The 18,292-nt window shown below is 73.4% G+C and carries 17 protein-coding genes and 1 pseudogene; 10 read left to right on the top strand and 8 right to left on the bottom strand.

Going from position 1 to position 18,292, the window contains the following annotated elements; all coding sequences use genetic code 11:
• The coding region (locus ACFV6E_RS41360; RefSeq protein WP_385468851.1) for a type II toxin-antitoxin system PemK/MazF family toxin at positions 1 to 416 on the top strand (416 nt) is incomplete at its 5' end.
• A 9-nt stretch (positions 417 to 425) separates the two neighbouring features.
• Here ACFV6E_RS41360 and ACFV6E_RS41355 read toward each other — a convergent pair.
• The gene (locus ACFV6E_RS41355) at positions 426 to 1,265 is read right to left on the bottom strand and encodes a TIGR02452 family protein (RefSeq protein WP_385173910.1); all 840 of its coding nucleotides are present in this window, start codon (positions 1,263 to 1,265) and stop codon (positions 426 to 428) included.
• A 256-nt stretch (positions 1,266 to 1,521) separates the two neighbouring features.
• Between ACFV6E_RS41355 and egtA the strand changes: the two genes are divergently transcribed.
• From egtA to egtD, 4 genes are read left to right on the top strand one after another with little or no spacing between them, the layout of a single operon-like run.
• A complete protein-coding gene (gene egtA / locus ACFV6E_RS41350; protein WP_385173913.1) occupies positions 1,522 to 2,799 on the top strand; it encodes an ergothioneine biosynthesis glutamate--cysteine ligase EgtA in 1,278 nt (425 codons plus the stop codon).
• Positions 2,796 to 4,118 carry an ergothioneine biosynthesis protein EgtB gene (gene egtB, locus ACFV6E_RS41345; protein ID WP_385468848.1) on the top strand — a complete coding sequence of 441 codons (1,323 nt, stop codon included), beginning with the start codon at positions 2,796 to 2,798 and terminating at the stop codon, positions 4,116 to 4,118. Before egtA ends, egtB begins: the two co-directional genes overlap by 4 nt.
• A complete protein-coding gene (egtC, locus tag ACFV6E_RS41340; RefSeq protein WP_385173918.1) occupies positions 4,118 to 4,891 on the top strand; it encodes an ergothioneine biosynthesis protein EgtC in 774 nt (257 codons plus the stop codon). Before egtB ends, egtC begins: the two co-directional genes overlap by 1 nt.
• Positions 4,888 to 5,850 (top strand): L-histidine N(alpha)-methyltransferase, encoded by a 963-nt coding sequence (gene egtD / locus ACFV6E_RS41335; RefSeq protein ID WP_385173921.1) that lies wholly within the window; start codon positions 4,888 to 4,890, stop codon positions 5,848 to 5,850. Before egtC ends, egtD begins: the two co-directional genes overlap by 4 nt.
• Positions 5,851 to 5,886: 36 nt before the next feature.
• Here egtD and ACFV6E_RS41330 read toward each other — a convergent pair whose 3' ends face one another.
• Positions 5,887 to 7,155, bottom strand: a complete 1,269-nt coding sequence (locus tag ACFV6E_RS41330; RefSeq protein ID WP_385468845.1) for an extracellular solute-binding protein — start codon at positions 7,153 to 7,155, stop codon at positions 5,887 to 5,889.
• Between the two features lie 214 nt (positions 7,156 to 7,369).
• On the opposite strand from ACFV6E_RS41330, the gene ACFV6E_RS41325 reads away from it, so the two are divergent.
• Positions 7,370 to 7,585: a dodecin gene (locus ACFV6E_RS41325; protein ID WP_385173927.1), complete on the top strand. Its 216-nt coding sequence runs from the start codon at positions 7,370 to 7,372 to the stop codon at positions 7,583 to 7,585.
• Positions 7,586 to 7,615: 30 nt separating this feature from the next.
• Here the strand turns inward: ACFV6E_RS41325 and ACFV6E_RS41320 are convergent, their stop codons facing one another.
• Complete coding sequence (locus tag ACFV6E_RS41320; protein WP_385173930.1) at positions 7,616 to 8,107, bottom strand: hypothetical protein; 492 nt, start codon at positions 8,105 to 8,107, stop codon at positions 7,616 to 7,618.
• Between the two features lie 109 nt (positions 8,108 to 8,216).
• Between ACFV6E_RS41320 and ACFV6E_RS41315 the strand changes: the two genes are divergently transcribed.
• The 3 genes and pseudogenes from ACFV6E_RS41315 to gvpK all read left to right on the top strand — a co-directional run.
• Positions 8,217 to 9,203, top strand: coding sequence for an LLM class flavin-dependent oxidoreductase (locus tag ACFV6E_RS41315; protein ID WP_385468842.1), 987 nt, complete (start codon positions 8,217 to 8,219; stop codon positions 9,201 to 9,203).
• A gap of 46 nt (positions 9,204 to 9,249) precedes the next feature.
• A complete protein-coding gene (locus ACFV6E_RS41310) occupies positions 9,250 to 11,628 on the top strand; it encodes an ATP-binding cassette domain-containing protein (RefSeq protein WP_385468840.1) in 2,379 nt (792 codons plus the stop codon).
• Positions 11,629 to 11,648: 20 nt separating this feature from the next.
• Positions 11,649 to 11,774, top strand: a pseudogene (gene gvpK, locus ACFV6E_RS41305) (gas vesicle protein GvpK); the annotation flags it as partial.
• 12 nt (positions 11,775 to 11,786) lie between these two features.
• Here gvpK and ACFV6E_RS41300 read toward each other — a convergent pair.
• The 5 genes from ACFV6E_RS41300 to ACFV6E_RS41280 form a co-directional block, all read right to left on the bottom strand.
• On the bottom strand, positions 11,787 to 12,710 hold the full coding sequence (locus ACFV6E_RS41300) for a lysophospholipid acyltransferase family protein (protein WP_385173935.1): 924 nt from the start codon (positions 12,708 to 12,710) through the stop codon (positions 11,787 to 11,789).
• Positions 12,710 to 13,489: a GNAT family N-acetyltransferase gene (locus ACFV6E_RS41295; RefSeq protein WP_385173938.1), complete on the bottom strand. Its 780-nt coding sequence runs from the start codon at positions 13,487 to 13,489 to the stop codon at positions 12,710 to 12,712. The genes ACFV6E_RS41300 and ACFV6E_RS41295 overlap by 1 nt, the downstream gene beginning before the upstream one ends.
• Positions 13,490 to 13,792: 303 nt before the next feature.
• Positions 13,793 to 14,542 (bottom strand): succinate dehydrogenase/fumarate reductase iron-sulfur subunit, encoded by a 750-nt coding sequence (locus ACFV6E_RS41290; protein WP_385468837.1) that lies wholly within the window; start codon positions 14,540 to 14,542, stop codon positions 13,793 to 13,795.
• A complete protein-coding gene (locus ACFV6E_RS41285) occupies positions 14,539 to 16,488 on the bottom strand; it encodes a fumarate reductase/succinate dehydrogenase flavoprotein subunit (protein WP_385173943.1) in 1,950 nt (649 codons plus the stop codon). Before ACFV6E_RS41285 ends, ACFV6E_RS41290 begins: the two co-directional genes overlap by 4 nt.
• A gap of 2 nt (positions 16,489 to 16,490) precedes the next feature.
• The gene (locus ACFV6E_RS41280) at positions 16,491 to 17,162 is read right to left on the bottom strand and encodes a succinate dehydrogenase (protein WP_385468834.1); all 672 of its coding nucleotides are present in this window, start codon (positions 17,160 to 17,162) and stop codon (positions 16,491 to 16,493) included.
• A gap of 130 nt (positions 17,163 to 17,292) precedes the next feature.
• Between ACFV6E_RS41280 and ACFV6E_RS41275 the strand changes: the two genes are divergently transcribed.
• Positions 17,293 to 18,174 (top strand): LysR family transcriptional regulator, encoded by an 882-nt coding sequence (locus tag ACFV6E_RS41275; RefSeq protein WP_385173949.1) that lies wholly within the window; start codon positions 17,293 to 17,295, stop codon positions 18,172 to 18,174.
• Positions 18,175 to 18,292 lie beyond the last annotated feature (118 nt).

The following is an 18,292-nucleotide window of genomic DNA, read 5'->3' as shown; positions in this document are numbered from 1 at the left end:
GCCGTTACGGGCCGTCGGCGACCACCGAGGCCGAACCGCGCGACGTGGGCCGGGTGCGCACCGAGTACGCGCCCGCGCACGACGGTGACCCCGACCCCGGTGAGATCGTCTGGACCTGGGTGCCCTACGAGGAGAACGACGGCCGCGGCAAGGACCGCCCGGTCCTGGTGGTGGCCCGGGAGTCCGGGGGCACCCTGCTCGCCGTCCAGCTCTCCAGCAAGGCACACGCGGGAGACCGGGACTGGGTGCCGATCGGCAGCGGGCCGTGGGACCGCTCGGGGCGCGACTCGTGGGTGGCCGTGGACCGGGTGCTGCGCCTGCACGAGGCCGGCATGCGCCGCGAGGCCTGCGCCCTGGACCGTATGCGCTTCAACTCGGTGGTCCACCGCCTGCGGGAACGCTACGGCTGGCGCTGAGCCGCGCCCCTACCGGGCGGCTTCCCCTTCCGCCTCCACCGGCGCCGCGAACGCTGACTCGAAGGCGCTTCTGACCGTCGCTCCCCGCGTGCGGTCCAGTACGCCGAAGACGACGTGGTCGAAGGCGCCGGTGAAGCGGCCGGTGCCGTGCAGGAGGGTACGGAAGGCGTCCGCGACCTGGTGCGGGTCGTTCTGGAAGACTCCGCAGCCCCAGGCGCCGAGGACCAGCCGCCGGTAGCCGTGGGTCACGGCCGTCTCGAGGACCCGCTCGGCCCGCGCGGCCAGCGCGCCCGGCAGTTCGGCCGCGCGCTCGGGTGCGGTCCGCCGGACGACACCCGCGTTCGGCGCCGCGGCGGTCAGGAACCCGGCCGCGTACGGCTCGTCCAGGAGCCGGCCGCGGTCGTCCCGGAAGACGGGCACCGCGGGCGAGTGGATGACGCGGTCGGTGTAGAACGGATCGCGGTGCGCCCGGTGGTGGTCGTAGAACTCGCGGGCGCCGAGCACGCAGGCGTGGAGCGCGGACGCCCGGCAGAGGGCCTCCTCCTGGGCCTGCGCCCCGTTCAGATACCCGCCCCCGGGGTTGCGCGCCGACGCGAAGTTCAGCACGGCGACCGGTCCCGCGAGGCGGCGGGCGGCCTCCAGGCTGCTCTCCCCCGTGACCTCGAACACCGTCCGCACCGGCGTGAACGCCGGTGTCGCCACCGGCCGAGGACCGTACATCCGCGTACCGTCCCGTGCGGCCCCGGCCGCCGCGGCTATGGACACCTCGCGTCCCCCCGGCGCGCGGTACCGTCCCGCCGCGACGATCCGCTCCGTCTCCTGCGCGATGCCGCGCAGCCGCGCGCTCACCGCGCGACCCCCGTACGCGCCGTGAGCGGGCCGTGCGTGCTCTCCCCCGTCGTGCTCATGAACGCATCGTGAGCGATGCTGGTCCTGCGGCGCAACGGAGTTTCTCCGTCCCGGGACCCGGCCGCCGGGACCCCGCACCCGGCGTTTTGCACCCTTGTGCGAATTGACCGGAGGGTCTTGGGTAGGACGAGCGATGCCGGTCCGGCGCCACCGTTGCCGGACCGGAGGCATGATGGCATCTCAGGAGGATCCCGGCATGTCGGATTCGGTGAGTGGCTGTACGGAGCCCGAACGCTCCGTGGTCACCGAGGCCGAGGTGGAGGCACTGGTCCGAGGCATCTGCTTCAAGACCGGACCGCCCAGCCGCCTCGGCGTGGAAGTGGAATGGTTCGTACACGAGCTGCGCACCCCGTGGCTCCCGACAGCACCCGCACGACTCGAGGCGGCGTACGCCGCACTCAGGACTCTCCCCCTGCGTTCGGCCCTCACGGTCGAACCCGGCGGCCAGCTGGAGCTCAGCTCCCCTCCCGCCGGCACCCTCATGGAGTGCGTGGAGTCCGTCTCGGCCGACCTCGACGCGGTACGCCAGGTACTGCGCGAGGCGGACCTCGCCCTCAGCGGCCACGGCCACGACCCGTGGCATCCGCCCAGCCGCTACCTGCGTGAACCGCGTTACGACGCGATGGAGCGCTGTCTCGACCGCACCGGCCCCGAGGGCCGCGCCATGATGTGCTCCTCGGCTTCCGTCCAGGTGTGCCTGGACGCCGGGTACGAGGAGCCGGGACCGCTCGGTCTCGGGCGCCGCTGGTGGCTCGCGCACCAGCTCGGCGCGGTCCTGGTGGCGGCGTTCGCCCACTCCCCGCTGGCCCGGGGGCGCAGTACCGGCTGGCGCTCCACGCGGCAGTCGCTGTGGGCGGCGATGGACCCGGGGCGGTCCGCCGCGCCCGCCCTGGACGGCGACCCGCGCGCCGCCTGGGCCCGGCGCGTCCTGGACGCCCCCGTGATGTGCGTCCGCGCCCCGGACGGCCCCTGGGAGACTCCCGAGGGCCTGACCTTCCGGGAGTGGACCCGGTCCGGCAGACCCCCGGACCGCGCCGACCTCGACTACCACCTGACGACCCTGTTCCCGCCGGTACGGCCGCGCGGTCATCTCGAACTGCGGATGATCGACGCCCAGCCGGGCGACGACGGGTGGATCGTGCCGCTCGCGGTGACGGCCGCCCTGTTCGACGACCCGGAGGCGGCCGAGGCCGCGTACCGCACGGTCAAGCCGCTCGCGGAGCGGGCCGGGCCCGCGCCCGCGCCGTGCAATCCGCTGTGGACCGCGGCCGCGCGCGACGGTCTGGCCGACCCCGAGCTGCACGAGGCGGCCGTCGCCTGCTTCGCGGCGGCGGCCGACGCCCTGCCCAGGATCGGCGCGACGCGCGAGATCCAGGAGGCGGTGGCGGAGTTCACCGACCGTTACGTGGCCCGGGGCCGCTGCCCCGCCGACGAAGTGCTCAGCCCGCTCCACGGGAAGGACGTCCGCACATGACAGCCCCCGAAGCCCTGACGGACCCCGAGTCGCTCAGGGAGCGCGCCCTGGCCGCACTGACCACGGCGCGCGAGCGCACCGCGCTCCTCACCTCCTGCGTGGAGGACCCCGATCTGACCGCCCAGCACTCACCGTTGATGTCACCACTGGTGTGGGACCTGGCCCACATCGGCAACCAGGAGGAGCTGTGGCTGCTCCGCGCGGTCGCCGGGCGGGACGCGATACGCCCGGAGATAGACGGCCTGTACGACGCGTTCGAGCACCCGCGCGCGGAGCGTCCCTCGCTGCCGCTGCTGCCGCCCGCGGAGGCCCGCAAGTACGCCGCCGAGGTACGAGGCCGGGCCCTGGACGTCCTGGAGGGCACCGCCTTCCGGGGCAGCCGGCTGACGGAGGCGGGCTTCGCCTTCGGCATGATCGCGCAGCACGAGCAGCAGCACGACGAGACGATGCTCATCACGCACCAGCTCCGCAAGGGCCCCGCGGCGCTCACCGCGCCCGCGCCCGAGGCGCCACCGCCGTTCACGGGGCCGTCCGAAGTCCTCGTCCCCGGCGGCCCGTTCACCATGGGCACCTCCGCCGAGCCGTGGTCCCTGGACAACGAGCGGCCCGCCCACCAGCGGCTCGTCCCGGCCTTCTGGATCGACACCACGCCCGTGACGAACGGCGCGTACACGGCGTTCGTCGAGGACGGCGGCTACGAGGACGAGCGCTGGTGGACGCCCGCGGGCTGGGACCACATCCGGAGCCACTCCATCGAGGCGCCGCTGTACTGGCGCCGCGAGGGCGGGCAGTGGCTGCGGCGGCGCTTCGGCGTCACCGAGCCCGTACCGGCGGACGAGCCGGTGCTGCACGTGTGCTGGTACGAGGCGGACGCCTACGCGCGCTGGGCGGGGCGGCGGCTGCCCACCGAGGAGGAGTGGGAGAAGGCCGCCCGGCACGACCCGGTCTCGGGCCGCTCGACCCGCTACCCGTGGGGCGACGCCGACCCGGGCCCCGAGCACGCCAACCTGGGGCAGCGCCATCTGCGCCCCGCCCCCGCCGGCAGCTACCCGGCGGGCGCATCACCGCTCGGCGTACGGCAGTTGATCGGTGACGTGTGGGAGTGGACGGCGAGCGACTTCCTGCCCTACCCGGGGTTCACGGCGTTCCCGTACAAGGAGTACTCGCAGGTGTTCTTCGGTCCCGACCACAAGGTGCTGCGGGGCGGCTCGTTCGCGGTGGACCAGGTGGCCTGCCGGGGCACCTTCCGCAACTGGGACTACCCCATCAGGCGGCAGATCTTCTCGGGCTTCCGCACCGCCCGCGACGGGGCCGCCTGATGTGCCGTCACCTGGCGTTCCTGGGGCCCGAGGAGCAGCTCGGCGCGCTCCTCGTGGCCCCGCCCCACAGCCTGTACCGCCAGTCCTGGGCCCCGCGCAGACAGCGGTACGGCACGGTCAACGCCGACGGGTTCGGGGTGGGCTGGTACGCGGCCGGGGACCCGGTCCCCGGCCGCTACCGCCGCTCCGGGCCCGTCTGGGCCGACCAGTCCTTCGCGGACCTGGCACGGGTGGTGCGCTCCGGCGCGCTGCTCGCGGCGGTCCGTGACGCGACCGAGGCGGGCGCGGACGGCGAGGCCGCGGCGGCCCCGTACGCCGCGGGCCGCTGGCTGTTCAGCCACAACGGGGCCGTGAAGGGCTGGCCCGGCACCCTCGCCCCGCTCGCGGCGACTCTGCCGCACGAGGAGTTGCTGTCCCTGGCGGCGCGCTGCGACTCGGCGCTGGTGTGGGCGCTGGTCCTGCACCGGCTGCGGGACGGCGACACCGCGGGGCAGGCGCTGGCCGACACGGTCTCGGAGGTCGCGGAGGCGGCACCGGGATCGCGGCTCAACCTGCTGCTCACCGACGGCGAGACGATCACGGCGACCGCCTGGGGCGACACGCTCTGGTACCTCGCCGAGCCGGGACGCCGCACCGTCGTGGCGTCCGAGCCCTACGACGACGACCCGGCCTGGCGGGAGGTGCCGGACCGCACACTGCTCGCGGTGAGCCGCACCGACGTCCTGCTCACCCCGCTGAAGGACCCGCACGAACCCGAGGAGCCCACTCAGTGAGCCCGTTCCTTGTCACCCGCACCCTGCCCGAGGACGCCACGGGCGCCGAACTGCGCGCCGACGTCCAGCACGGGCTCACCCGCGACCCGAAGACGCTGCCGCCGAAGTGGTTCTACGACGCGCACGGCAGCGAGCTGTTCGAGAAGATCACCGAGCTGCCCGAGTACTACCCCACGCGCGCGGAGCGCGGGATCCTCGCCGCGCGCGCGGGCGAGATCGCCGCGGCCACCGGCGCCCGTACCCTCGTCGAACTGGGCTCGGGCTCGTCCGAGAAGACCCGGCACCTGCTCGACGCGCTGCCTGACCTGCACACGTACGTGCCGGTCGACGTCAGCGAGAGCGCGCTCACCCAGGCCGGCGAGGCGCTCGTCACCGAGCGTCCCGAACTGGCCGTGCACGCGCTGATCGCCGACTTCACCGGCGGTCTGGCGCTGCCCGGCACGCCGGGGCCGCGCCTGGTCGCGTTCCTCGGCGGCACGATCGGCAATCTGCTGCCCGCCGAGCGCGCCGGTTTCCTGTCGTCGGTACGGACGCTGCTGGCGCCCGGCGACGCGCTGCTGCTCGGCACCGACCTGGTGAAGGATCCGGCGGTGCTGGTGGCGGCGTACGACGACACGGCCGGGGTGACGGCCGCGTTCAACAAGAACGTGCTGTCGGTCGTCAACCGCGAGCTCGGCGCGGACTTCGACCCGGGCGCGTTCGGTCACGTCGCCCTGTGGGACCCCGGGCGGGAGTGGATCGAGATGCGGCTGCGCTCGCTCACCGCGCAGACCGTGAAGGTCCCGGCGCTCGGCCTCGCCGTCGAGTTCACCGAGGGCGAGGAGCTGCGCACCGAGGTCTCGGCGAAGTTCCGCGAGGAGGGCGTACGCCGCGAACTCGCCGCCGCGGGCCTCGACCTGACCCACTGGTGGACGGACGAGGAGGGCCGGTTCGCGCTGTCGCTGAGCACGGCCGGGTAGAGCGGTCGGCCGGGCCCCGGAGGCCGGCCGGGGTGCTCACTCCCCGTTCTCCAGCGCCTCCGTGATGCGGTCCGAGGCGCGGGTCGCCTCGGTCTCCGGGTCGGCGCCGCTGAGGACCTGCGTCATGTAGTCCTTGATCGGGTTGTCCGTCTCCACGGCCGCCCATTCGGACGAGGCGGGGGTCGCCCGGCCCTGCGCGGCGCCCGCCGCCATGGCCGCGACCCCCGCCTCCCCCGACACCGCGTCGGCGAGGGTGGTCTTGTTGGGCACGTAGTTCATCGTCCGCGCCAGGTCGGTCTGCCACTCGGCGCCGGCCAGCGCGGCGATGACGGCGGTGGCGCCGGTGCGGTCGTCGGTGTTCTTCGGCACCACCAGGTCCGAGCCGCCGGTGAAGACGGCGCCCGGTTCGTCGGCGCTCTTCCCCGGTACGGGGAAGTAGCCGATCTTCTTCGCGAGGCCGGGGTTCTCCTTCAGCACCGCCTGGGCGACGCCCGGCACGGCGATGATCTGCGCGACCTGTCCGCCCGCGAACACCCCGGCCTGCGGCGGGTGTTCCTCGTCGGCGTCCACCGGCCCCTCGCCGAGGGCCTGGAGGCGGCGGTAGAAGTCCATCCCGCGCAGGGCGGCCGGCTCCTGAAGGGTGCCCTTCCAGTTCCCGCCGGACTGCTTCGCCAGTTCGCCGCCCGCCTCCCAGACGAAGCCGGCCAGCGTGTACCAGTCCTGGCCCGCCAGGTAGATGCCCTGCGTACCGCCGGAGTTGAGCTCGCGGGTGTCGTCGAGCCACTCGTCCTGCGTCTTCGGGGGCTCGTTGATGCCGGCCTCGGCGAACAGGTCCTTGCGGTAGATGACGACGCGGTTGGCGGCGTACCAGGGGATGCCGTACTGGCGCGAGAGGTGCCGGCCCGGTTCGGCCAGGCCCGGCAGCCAGTCGTCCTCGCCCCAGTCGCGCATCGACTCCAGCGTGAGGTCGAGCAGCTTGTCCCCGGTCACGTACTGGGCGACCTGGGTGTTGCCGACCTCGATGACGTCCGGCGCGTCCTCGGCGGACCCCTTCAGCGCGGCCTGCACCTTGTCGCCGACGCCGGTCCATTCCTGGAGCCGGACATCCAGCTCCAGGTCCGTGTGCTCGCTCTCGAACGCCTCGGTGAAGCGGTCGAGGAACTCCCGGGTCACGCTGGTCTTCATCAGCCACACCGTGACCGTCCGGCGCTCGCCGCCCGCCTCGGGCAGGGCCCCGCACGCGGTGAGCAGGGACGCGGTCACGAGGGTGAGGGACACGAGTGCGGCTGGCGGGCGACGTCTCACGAGGGGTCCTGTTCTGCCTTGCGGACACACGAGGGGAACCCGACGTGGGGGTCGAGCCGGACGCTCGCACGGGCGTGTGAAAGTTTGGTATGGACCAATCGAACCGTCAAGGCCGGGAACCCCCTTCGGCTCCCCGACGCCTCGCGGACCACCCCGCCCTGGGGCACCGTGGAATGACGCGTGGCACCGCCGCCGCGCCGAGAGGAGCACCCGCATGAGCGATCACACGTACCGGGTCACCGAGATCGTCGGCACCTCGACCGACGGCGTCGACCAGGCCATCCGCAACGGGATCAGCCGCGCCTCGCAGACCCTGCGCAATCTGGACTGGTTCGAGGTCACGCAGGTCAGGGGCCAGATCGAGAACGGCACGATCGAGCACTACCAGGTGGGCCTGAAGGTCGGCTTCCGCCTGGAGGACGGCGACTGACGCGGGGAGCCGGGCCCCGCCGCCGTCCGGTCAGGTCCGCCCCTCGCGCTCCTGGGCGTCCTTCAGCGCCGCCGACGTGGCCGCCCAGCGGGCCCGTACGACGGTGAATCCCGCGTGCTCGGCGTCCGCGCAGACCAGTTCGTCGTCGTCCACCAGCACGCGGACGTCGCGGCTGCGGGTCAGTGTCCGCAGGGTCTCCAGCTTGGTGCGCCGGGCGGGCCTGCGGTCGTCGTCGCGCCGCATCCTGAGCGTGCCCTCGGGCAGCCCGTGGGCGGCGAGCCAGTCGAGGCTGTCGCGGCGGCAGCGCTCCGGACGGCCGGTGAGGTAGAGGATCTCGCACTCCTCGGCGTACCGCGCCGCCAGCGCCACCCCCTCCGCGAGCGGCGGGTCGTCCGGGGCGGCCGCGAAGAACCCGGTCCAGTCCCGCGGCCTGCGCTCCAGGAAGTGCTGCCGGTGCGCCGTGTCGGCGAGCGTGCCGTCGAGATCGAACACTGCGAGGGGCGGCCTGCTGTGCGTCGTCACACCGACCACCTTAGAAGGGCGGAAGCTCCGGGCGATCACCGGTGTTGTGCGCAGGGGCGAGCGGCGGCCGCGCCGCACGCCCCGAGCACGCATCCGAGGAGGAACACCCGTGAAAGCCGTCCGTTACTCCGTCCTCGACCGTTCGCGCATCCGCGAAGGGCACGACGGGGCCGAGGCACTGCGGGACACCGTGGAGCTCGCGCGGGAGGCGGAGCGGCTGGGGTACCACCGGTTCTGGGTCTCCGAGCACCACGGCGTGCCCGGGGTCGCCGGGTCCGCGCCGACCGTGCTAGCCGCCGCCGTCGCCTCCGCGACCCGGCGGATCCGGGTCGGCACCGGCGGCGTGATGCTGCCCAACCACCGGCCCCTGGTGGTGGCCGAGCAGTTCGGAGTGCTCGACGCCCTCTTTCCCGGCCGTATCGACATGGGCCTCGGCCGCTCGGTCGGCTTCACCGGCGGCGTGCGCAGGGCCCTGGGCCGGGACAAGGACGACGCCGAGGACTTCGCGGCGCACCTGGAAGAACTGCTCGGCTGGTTCCTCGGCACCTCGCCGACGGGCGTGCACGCGCGCCCCGCGGAGGGCCGCACCGTGCCGCCGTTCGTGCTGGCCATGGGCGAGGGCGCCTCGATCGCCGCCCGGGCCGGACTGCCGATGGTCATCGGCGACCTCAGGAACCGCGAGAAGATGCTGCGCGGCATCGAGCACTACCGCGAGCACTTCCGCCCCTCCACCTGGGCGGGCGAGCCGTACGTCGTCGTCTCCGGCACGGTCGCGGTCGCCGCCACTGCCGAGGACGCGCGCCGCATCCTCGTACCCGAGGCCTGGTCGATGGCGTACTCCCGGACGCACGGCACGTTCCCGCCGCTGCCGCCCGCCGGGCGCGTCGAGTCCCTGGCGCTGGCCGGCCGGGAGCGGGAGCTGTACGAGCGCGGCCTGGGCGGTCACATCGCGGGCACCGAGGAGCAGGTCGCCGACGAGCTGGCCGCCCTGGTCGAGGAGACGGGCGCGCAGGAGGTACTGGTCACCACGAGCACGTACGACCGGACGGCGCTGCTGGACTCCTACCGCCGGCTGGCCCGGATCTTCACGCCCTGAGAAGGTGCGGTGGCAGGACACCGCGAGAACCACGACCGGAGCTTTCATGCACAGCCCCCACGACCCCTGCGTCCGCGTCCGCGGCGCCCGCGAGCACAACCTGAAGGGCGTGGACGTCGACGTCCCCCGGGACGCGCTGGCCGTGTTCACGGGCGTGTCGGGTTCGGGCAAGTCCTCGCTGGCGTTCGGCACCGTCTACGCCGAGGCGCAGCGGCGATACTTCGAGTCGGTCGCGCCGTACGCGCGGCGGCTGATCCAGCAGGTGGGCGCGCCGAAGGTCGGGGAGATCACCGGGCTGCCGCCCGCGGTCTCCCTCCAGCAGCTCAGGTCCGCGCCGACCTCGCGCTCGACCGTCGGCACCGTCACGTACCTGTCCAACTCCCTGCGGATGCTGTTCTCGCGGGCCGGTACGTACCCGCCGGGCGCGCCCCGCCTCGACTCGGACGCCTTCTCGCCGAACACGGCGGCCGGGGCGTGCCCCGAGTGCCACGGCCTCGGCCGGGTGCACCGGACCACCGAGAAGTCGCTGGTCCCCGACCCGTCGCTGTCGGTCCGCGAGGGCGCGATCGCCGCCTGGCCGGGTGCCTGGCAGGGCAAGAACCTGCGGGACATCCTGGACGCGCTGGGGTACGACGTGGACCGGCCCTGGCGCGAGCTGCCCGCCGCGGACCGGGAGTGGATCCTGTTCACCGACGAGCAGCCGGTGGTCACCGTGCACCCGGTGCGTGACGCGGACCGCATCCAACGGCCGTACCAGGGCACGTACATGAGCGCCCGGCGGTACGTGCTGAAGACGTTCGCCGATTCGAAGAGCGCGGCGCTGCGCGCGAAGGCCGAACGGTTCCTGGCGAGCGCGCCCTGTCCGGTGTGCGGCGGCAGCCGGCTGCGCCCCGAGGCGCTGGCCGTGACCTTCGCGGGCCGCACCGTCGCAGGGCTGGCCGCCCTGCCGCTGACCGAACTGGCCGGAGTGCTGAGCGGTGGCCCGCACGACGACGGCCCGCACAGCGGCTCCGGGGCGGCGCGGCTGCTCGTCGACGACCTCCTGGCCCGGATCGCACCGGTCGTCGAACTGGGCCTCGGCTATCTCAGCCTGGACCGGGCCACGCCCACCCTCTCGGCGGGCGAGCTCCAGCGGCTGCGCCTCGCCACCCAGCTCCGCGCCGGGCTCTTCGGTGTCGTGTACGTCCTGGACGAGCCGTCCGCCGGGCTGCACCCGGCGGACACGGAGGCGCTGCTCACCGTGCTCGGCCGGCTGAAGGCGGCCGGCAACTCGGTGTTCGTGGTGGAGCACCACCTCGACGTGGTGCGCGGCGCCGACTGGCTGGTGGACGTCGGCCCCGGAGCGGGCGAGCACGGCGGGCGGGTGCTGCACAGCGGTCCGGTGGCGGACCTCGCGGGGGTCGCGGAGTCGGCCACGGCCCGCTTCCTCTTCGACCGCGCACCGGCACCGGTACGTCCCGTGCGGGCGCCCCGGGACCGGCTGAAGGTGGGCCCGGTGACCCGGCACAACCTGCGCGACGTGACGGCCGAGTTCCCGCTCGGCGTCCTCACCGCGGTCACCGGCGTGTCCGGTTCCGGGAAGTCCACGCTCATCGGCGAGATCGCGAAGGACACCGGGGAGCTGCCGGGCGTCGGGCGGCTCGTCTCCGTGGACCAGCGGCCCATCGGACGCACCCCGCGCTCCAACCTGGCCACCTACACGGGGCTGTTCGACGTGGTGCGCAAGCTGTTCGCCGCCACCGACGAGGCCCGGGAGCGGGGCTACGGCGCCGGGCGGTTCTCCTTCAACGTCGCGGGCGGGCGGTGCGAGACCTGCCAGGGCGAGGGGTTCGTCAGCGTCGAGCTGCTGTTCCTGCCCAGCACCTACGCGCCGTGCCCGGACTGCGGCGGCGCCCGCTACAACCCCGGGACGCTCGAAGTGACGTACCGGGGACGGAACATCGCGCAGGTGCTGGACCTGACCGTGGAGGCCGCCGGGGAGTTCTTCGCGGACGTGCCGGCCGCGGCGCGCGGCCTGGGCACGCTCCTCGACGTCGGCCTCGGCTATCTGCGGCTCGGCCAGCCCGCCACCGAGCTGTCCGGCGGCGAGGCCCAGCGCATCAAGCTGGCCAGTGAGTTGCAGCGCGGCCGGGGCGGCCACACCCTCTACCTCCTGGACGAGCCGACGACCGGGCTGCACCCGGCGGACGTCGAGGTGCTGATGCGGCAGCTGCACGGGCTCGTCGACGCCGGGCACACCGTGATCGTCGTGGAGCACGACATGGCGGTGGTCGCGGGCGCGGACTGGGTGATCGACCTGGGCCCCGGCGGCGGCGACGCGGGCGGCCGGATCGTGGCGGCGGGTCCGCCGGCGGACGTCGCCCGTGCGGCGGAGAGCGCGACGGCGCCGTATCTCGCGCGGGTCTTCGGGTTCGGCGAGGGCTGACGCCGGCGGGCCACTCGTACGGTACCGCGCTGATGCTGCTGGACCAGCGGATGGACGAGTTGTGCGCCCAGCACGGCCTGGACCGCCGCGACCTCAACCTCGACCTGGGTCCGCTGGGCCCGCTGCTCGCGGACCCCGGACCGTGAGACCGCCGCCGCCTACGGGTGCGCCCCGCCCGGCGGCCGTCCCTGCGCCGCCGCGGCCAGGGACCGGCGGTCGGGGCGGCTGCCCGCCGCGATGACGGGCCGGACGTCGACCTCGGCCACCAGGCCGCGCGCCGTCGCCACCCGCCACAGCGAGGCCAGCAGGGTGTCGTCGCCGACGAAGGCGGGGGCCGTGCTGGCCGTTCCGTCGGCGCCGGTGTAGCGGATGCGGACGGGCTGGACGGGGACCGCCGCGTCCAGGGCGGCCTGGAACACCGCCCGGCGGTAGGTGCCCTGCGCGCGCCCGCACCAGGTGCTGCCCTCGGGGAACGCGGCGACGGCGGCGCCTTCGCGCAGGGCGTGGGCGATGCGGGCGACCGTGTCCGGCAGGGCGCGCAGCCGGTCCCGGTCGATGAAGACGACGCCTGCGCGGGCGGCGATCCCGCCCGCCACGGGCCACTGCCCGACCTCGGTCTTGGCCAGCATCCGGGCCGGGCGCACGGCGGCCAGCAGCGGGATGTCCAGCCACGAGATGTGGTTGGCCACCAGCAGCAGACCGCCGGAGGGCGCGCCGGCGCCGGTGATCCTGACCCGTACGCCCGCGGCCCGTACCGTCGCCCGGCACCAGCGCCGGATCAGTACGGCGGGGATCCGCGCGCGCCACGGGGACAGGGCGATCCCGGCGAGCACCAGGAGCGCGACCGCCGTGAGCCGCAGCACGGCCCGCGGTACGGCCACCGCCGCGGCCCGCGCGGCGCCGACGCACACCGGCGGGGTGCAGGGCGCGCTCGGCAGCCAGGCACTCGCCACCGCCCCGCCGGGCACGGACACGGCGTCCGCGACCGGGGTCGCTTCAAGGCCCCGGCCCGCGGCCCGGATCCGCGGCCTGCTCGCGCCCGCGCCCCGGGGGGCCGCGGCGCCGGTGACCGGCGCGCTCATCACGCCGGTACGAGGGAGAGGAAGTGCCGCAGGTAGCGCGGGGAGACCCGGCGCATCGACAGCAGGACGTACAGGTCGGCGACGCCGAAGTCCGGGTCGTGCGCGGGCTCGCCGCAGACCTGGGCGCCCAGGCGCACGTAGCCGCGCAGCAGCGGGGGCAGTTCGGTGCGTCCGGTGCGGGCGACGCCGTCGGACGACCAGGGCAGCAGCGGCCGTACCCGGTACTCCTCGGGGGCCAGGTACTTGGCCTTGACCCGGTCCCAGGTGCCCGCGGCGAGCGTGCCGCCGTCGGCGAGCGGGATGGAGCAGCAGCCGGCCAGCCACTCGTGGCCGCTCTGGATCATGTAGCGGGCGAGCCCGGCCCAGATGAGGCCGATGACCGCGCCGTCCCGGTGGCCGGGGTGGACGCAGGAGCGGCCGACCTCGACGAGCGAGGAGCGGATGGGGGCCAGCTTGCCGAGGTCGAACTCGCTCTCCGCGTAGAGCCGTCCGGCGATGGCGGCGCGGTCCGGGGGCAGCAGCCGGTAGGTTCCGACGACCTCGCCGGTGGCCGTCTCGCGGACCAGCAGGTGGTCGCAGTAGGCGTCGAAGGCGTCCGCGTCGAGGCCGGGCTGCGGGGAGGACAGCAGGGCGCCCAGCTCGCCGGCGAACACGTCGTGGCGCAGGCGCTGGGCGGCCCGTACGTCGGCCTCGTCGCGGGCGAGGGTGACGGTGTACTGGGTGGGGGCCGTCGGCTGCGGAGGGGTGTCGAAGGTGTCGAGGGTGGATACGCCGGTCATGGCACTCTCCTGGTCACGGGCCGGTTCGGCGGAGCTGACGGGCCGCCCGTCCGGACGGGGCCGGGAGGGCGGGGCGGCGGACCGGGTGGAGCCGTACGGTCTGCGCGCTCCTGTTCTTCCGATGCCGATTGGCTTGTGCGTGACCTGTGCCAGGAGCCGGGATGTGGGGATGTTGAATGCCAGGGGGCGCGCGGGCGCCCGCGCGGGCGGGCCGGGAGCAGGGCGAGACGGGACCGGGGATTGAGCACCACTCCCGGTCCCGCCCGTCCGCACCCTGCCGGCGAACGTTGTGTGAAGGCGGCCCTAGCGCTTGCCCGCCCTGCGGTTGGCGCGCAGCCACTCCTTGTTCATGCCCGTGATGGAGAACAGCGGGATGCCCTTCGGGCAGGCCGTCGCGCACTCTCCGGCGAGGGTGCAGCCGCCGAAGCCCTCCTCGTCCATCTGCGCCACCATGTCCAGGACGCGGGTCTCCCGCTCGGGGGCGCCCTGCGGCAGCACGTTGAGGTGGTTGATCTTCGCCGAGGTGAAGAGCATCGCGGCACCGTTCGGGCAGGCGGCCACGCAGGCGCCGCAGCCGATGCACTCGGCGTACTCGAAGGCGAAGTCGGCGTCCGGCTTCGGTACGGGGGTGGCGTGCGCCTCGGGCGCGGCGCCGGTAGGGGCGGTGATGTAGCCGCCGGCCTGGATGATCCGGTCGAAGGCCGACCGGTCCACCACCAGGTCCTTGATCACCGGGAAGGCGGCCGCCCGCCACGGTTCGATGTCGATGGTGTCGCCGTCCTTGAAGGACCGCATGTGGAGCTGGCAGGTGGTGGTGCGCTCCGGGCCGTGCGCGTCGCCGTTGATGACGAGGCTGCACGCGCCGCAGATGCCCTCGCGGCAGTCGTGGTCGAAGGCGACGGGGTCCTCGCCCTTGAGGATGAGTTCCTCGTTGAGGGTGTCGAGCATCTCCAGGAAGGACATGTCGGCCGAGATGCCGTCCACGTCGTACGTGGACATCGCTCCGTCGGCGCCGGCGTTCTGCTGCCGCCAGACGCGCAGGGTGAGCTTCATGCGTAGCTCCGCTGAGTGGGGTGGACGTACTCGAAGACCAGGTCTTCCTTGTGCAGGACGGGCGCTTCGCCGGTGTCGGTGAACTCCCAGGCGGCCGCGTACGAGAACTCCTCGTCCCTGCGCTCCGCCTCGCCGTCGGGGGTCTGGGACTCCTCGCGGAAGTGGCCGCCGCAGGACTCGGCGCGGTGCAGTGCGTCGAGGCACATCAGCTCGGCGAGCTCGATGTAGTCGATGACGCGGTTGGCCTTCTCCAGCGACTGGTTGAACTCCTCGCCGGTGCCGGGGACCTTGATGCGCCGCCAGAACTCCTCGCGGATCTGCGGGATGCGTTCGAGCGCCTTGCGCAGTCCGCTCTCCGTGCGGGCCATGCCGCAGAACTCCCACATGAGTTCGCCGACCTCGCGGTGGAAGGAGTCGGGGGTGCGGTCGCCGTCGACGGCCAGCAGGGTGTTGAGCCGGTCGCCGGTCTCGGCCAGGACCTCCTGGACGACCGGGTGTTCGTCCGTCACCTCGTCATGGTGCGGGTTGCGGGCGAGGTAGTCGTTGATGGTGGACGGCAGCACGAAGTAGCCGTCGGCGAGGCCCTGCATCAGCGCGGAGGCGCCGAGCCGGTTGGCGCCGTGGTCGGAGAAGTTGGCCTCGCCGACCGCGAAGAGTCCGGGGATGGTGGTCTGGAGGTCGTAGTCGACCCAGAGCCCGCCCATCGTGTAGTGCACGGCCGGGTAGATCCGCATCGGCACGGTGTACGGATCCTCGTCGGTGATCCGCTGGTACATGTCGAAGAGGTTGCCGTACTTGGCCTCGACGGCCTTGCGGCCCATGCGCTGGATCGCGTCCGCGAAGTCGAGGTAGACACCCTGCCCGCCGGGACCCACTCCCCTGCCCTCGTCGCAGACGTTCTTCGCGGCGCGGGAGGCGATGTCGCGGGGCACCAGGTTGCCGAAGGAGGGGTAGATGCGCTCCAGGTAGTAGTCGCGCTCGTCCTCGGGGATCTTGTTCGCCGGGCGGTCGTCGCCCTTGGCCTTCGGCACCCAGATGCGGCCGTCGTTGCGCAGCGACTCGCTCATCAGGGTCAGCTTGGACTGGTGGTCGCCGGTGCGCGGGATGCAGGTGGGGTGGATCTGGGTGAAGCAGGGGTTGGCGAAGTAGGCGCCGCGCCGGTGCGCCCGCCAGACGGCGGTCGCGTTGGAGTTCATGGCGTTGGTCGACAGGTAGAAGACGTTGCCGTAGCCGCCGGAGGCGAGGACGACGGCGTCCGCGTAGTAGGTGTCGATGCGGCCGGTGATGAGATCCCGCGCGACGATGCCGCGGGCGCGCCCGTCGACCACGATCAGGTCGAGCATCTCGGTGCGCGGGTGCATCTCGATGTTCCCGGCCGCGATCTGCCGGGAGAGCGCCTGGTAGGCGCCGAGCAGGAGCTGCTGTCCCGTCTGGCCGCGGGCGTAGAAGGTACGGGAGACCTGGACGCCGCCGAAGGAGCGGGTGTCGAGCAGTCCGCCGTACTCGCGGGCGAAGGGCACGCCCTGGGCCACGCACTGGTCGATGATCTCGACGGAGATCTGCGCGAGCCGGTGCACGTTGGACTCGCGGGCGCGGAAGTCGCCGCCCTTGACGGTGTCGTAGAACAGCCGGTGCACGGAGTCGCCGTCGTTGCGGTAGTTCTTCGCGGCGTTGATGCCGCCCTGCGCGGCGATCGAGTGGGCGCGGCGCGGGGAGTCCTGGTAGCAGAACTGGACGACGTGGTAGCCCTGTTCGGCGAGGGTGGCCCCGGCGGAGCCGCCCGCGAGTCCGGTGCCGACGACGATGACGGTGTGCTTGCGGCGGTTGGCCGGGTTGACGAGCTTGGCCTCGAAGCGCCGGGTGTCCCAGCGCTCGTTCACAGGGCCCGCGGGCGCCTTGGTGTCGGCGACCGGCTCGCCGGTCCGGTAGTCGGTGTAGGAGGTCATGTTCAGCTCACCACTCCGGTCATGACGCCCACGGGTACGGCGATGAAGCCGGCCGTGAGGACTACGGCGAGGACGTTCGCGACGGTCTTCAGGGCGCGGTCGCGGGTGCGGCTGCCCGCGCCGAGGGTCTGCGCGGCGCTCCAGAAGCCGTGCTGGACGTGCAGCCCGAGCGCGAGCATCGCGACGATGTAGACGACGTTGCCGTACCAGGTGGAGAAGGTGTCCACGACGTTCTGGTACGGGCGGCCCTCCTGGAAACCGCCGGAGTGCACGGTGCCGGTGGTCAGGTCGAGGATGTGCCACACGATGAACAGGCCGAGGATGATCCCGCCCCAGCGCATGGTGCGCGTCGCGTAGCTCGCCCGCTTCTTCTTGTGCACGTACTTGCTGGGCCGTGCCCTGATGTCGCGGCGGCTGAGCTGGTACGCGGAGGTGGCGTGCGCGACGACGGCGGCGACCAGCACCACGCGGATGATCCACAGCGCCCACTCGTAGTGCAGGAAGGGCTCGCCGATGGTGCGGAGCCAGTGCGCGTAGTGGTTGAACTCGCCGGTGCCGAAGAATATCTTCAGGTTCCCGATCATGTGGACGACCAGGTACAGGAGCATGATCAGGCCGCTGACGGCCATCACGGTCTTCTTGCCGACGGAGCTGTCCCACACGGTGCGCGTCATGGACGGTCGTCGGTCCGTCCGTGTTGCCAGAGCCATGTCTCAAGACGCTACGGTCGGCGGGCCCGATCGGTCCAAGACATGGTCCGGCTGGTTTCCATAGCCGTCGCCTATCGTGACCTATCGTGGCGGGGTGCAGTTCCACCAGCTCCAGTACTTCGTGGCGGTCGCCGAGACCCGACACTTCACCCGCGCCGCGGACCTCGTCCATGTCGCCCAGCCCTCGCTGTCCCAGCAGATCAAGGCGCTGGAGCGGGAGCTCGGGGCGGACCTGTTCCAGCGGGCGCGCGGCAACATCACGCTCACCGACGCCGGGGAGGCGCTGCTGCCGCTGGCCCGCCGCATCCTCGCCGACGCGGACACCGCACGGCACGAGGTGCAGGAGCTGGCGCAGCTGCGCGGCGGCCGGGTGCGTCTGGGCGCGACCCCGAGCCTGTGCACGGGCCTGCTCCCGGACGTGCTGCGCGCCTTCCACGACCGCTATCCGGGCATCCGGCTGCTGATCGAGGAGGGCGGCTCCCACGACCTGGTACGGGAGCTGGCGCGCGGCGCGCTCGACCTGGCGCTGCTCGTGCTGCCGCTGCCCACGCCGGCACCGGCGCTGACCACGGTGGAGCTGCTGCGGGAGGACCTGGTGGTGGTGTCGTCGCCCGAGGCGCCCGCGCCGGGCCAGGGGCGCACGGTGCGGATCGCGGACCTGGAGGGCGAGCGCCTGGTGATGTTCCGGCACGGCTACGACCTGCGGGAACTGACCGTCGCCGCGTGCCGCGCCGAGGGGTTCGAGCCGGACTTCGCGGTGGAGGGCGGCGAGATGGACGCGGTGCTGGGGTTCGTGCGGGCGGGGCTGGGGGTGGCCGTCGTACCGCGGATGGTCGCCGCCCGGTCGGGCCGCGGGCTGCGTGTCACGCCGCTTGCCCGTCCCGGGTTGTACCGGACGATCGCGCTGGCGCACCGCAGTGACGTCGCTCCACCGCGGGCGGCACGGGAGTTGCAGCGGATGCTGCTTGAACGGTGACCGGCTGTTACCTGTCCGGGGAGCGCCGTTTCCCCTGCTGCGTCGTGGCGGGCTGCGGGTCCGTTGTGGCTGGTCGCGCAGTTCCCCGCGCCCCTGCAGACCCCGCGGCCCTGCGGGC

Origin of the sequence: Streptomyces sp. NPDC059785, assembly GCF_042732375.1 — a bacterium.
Lineage (GTDB): Bacteria > Actinomycetota > Actinomycetes > Streptomycetales > Streptomycetaceae > Streptomyces.
The sequence above is the reverse complement of the archived record's forward strand: the minus strand, read 5'-3'. Positions and strand labels throughout refer to the sequence as shown.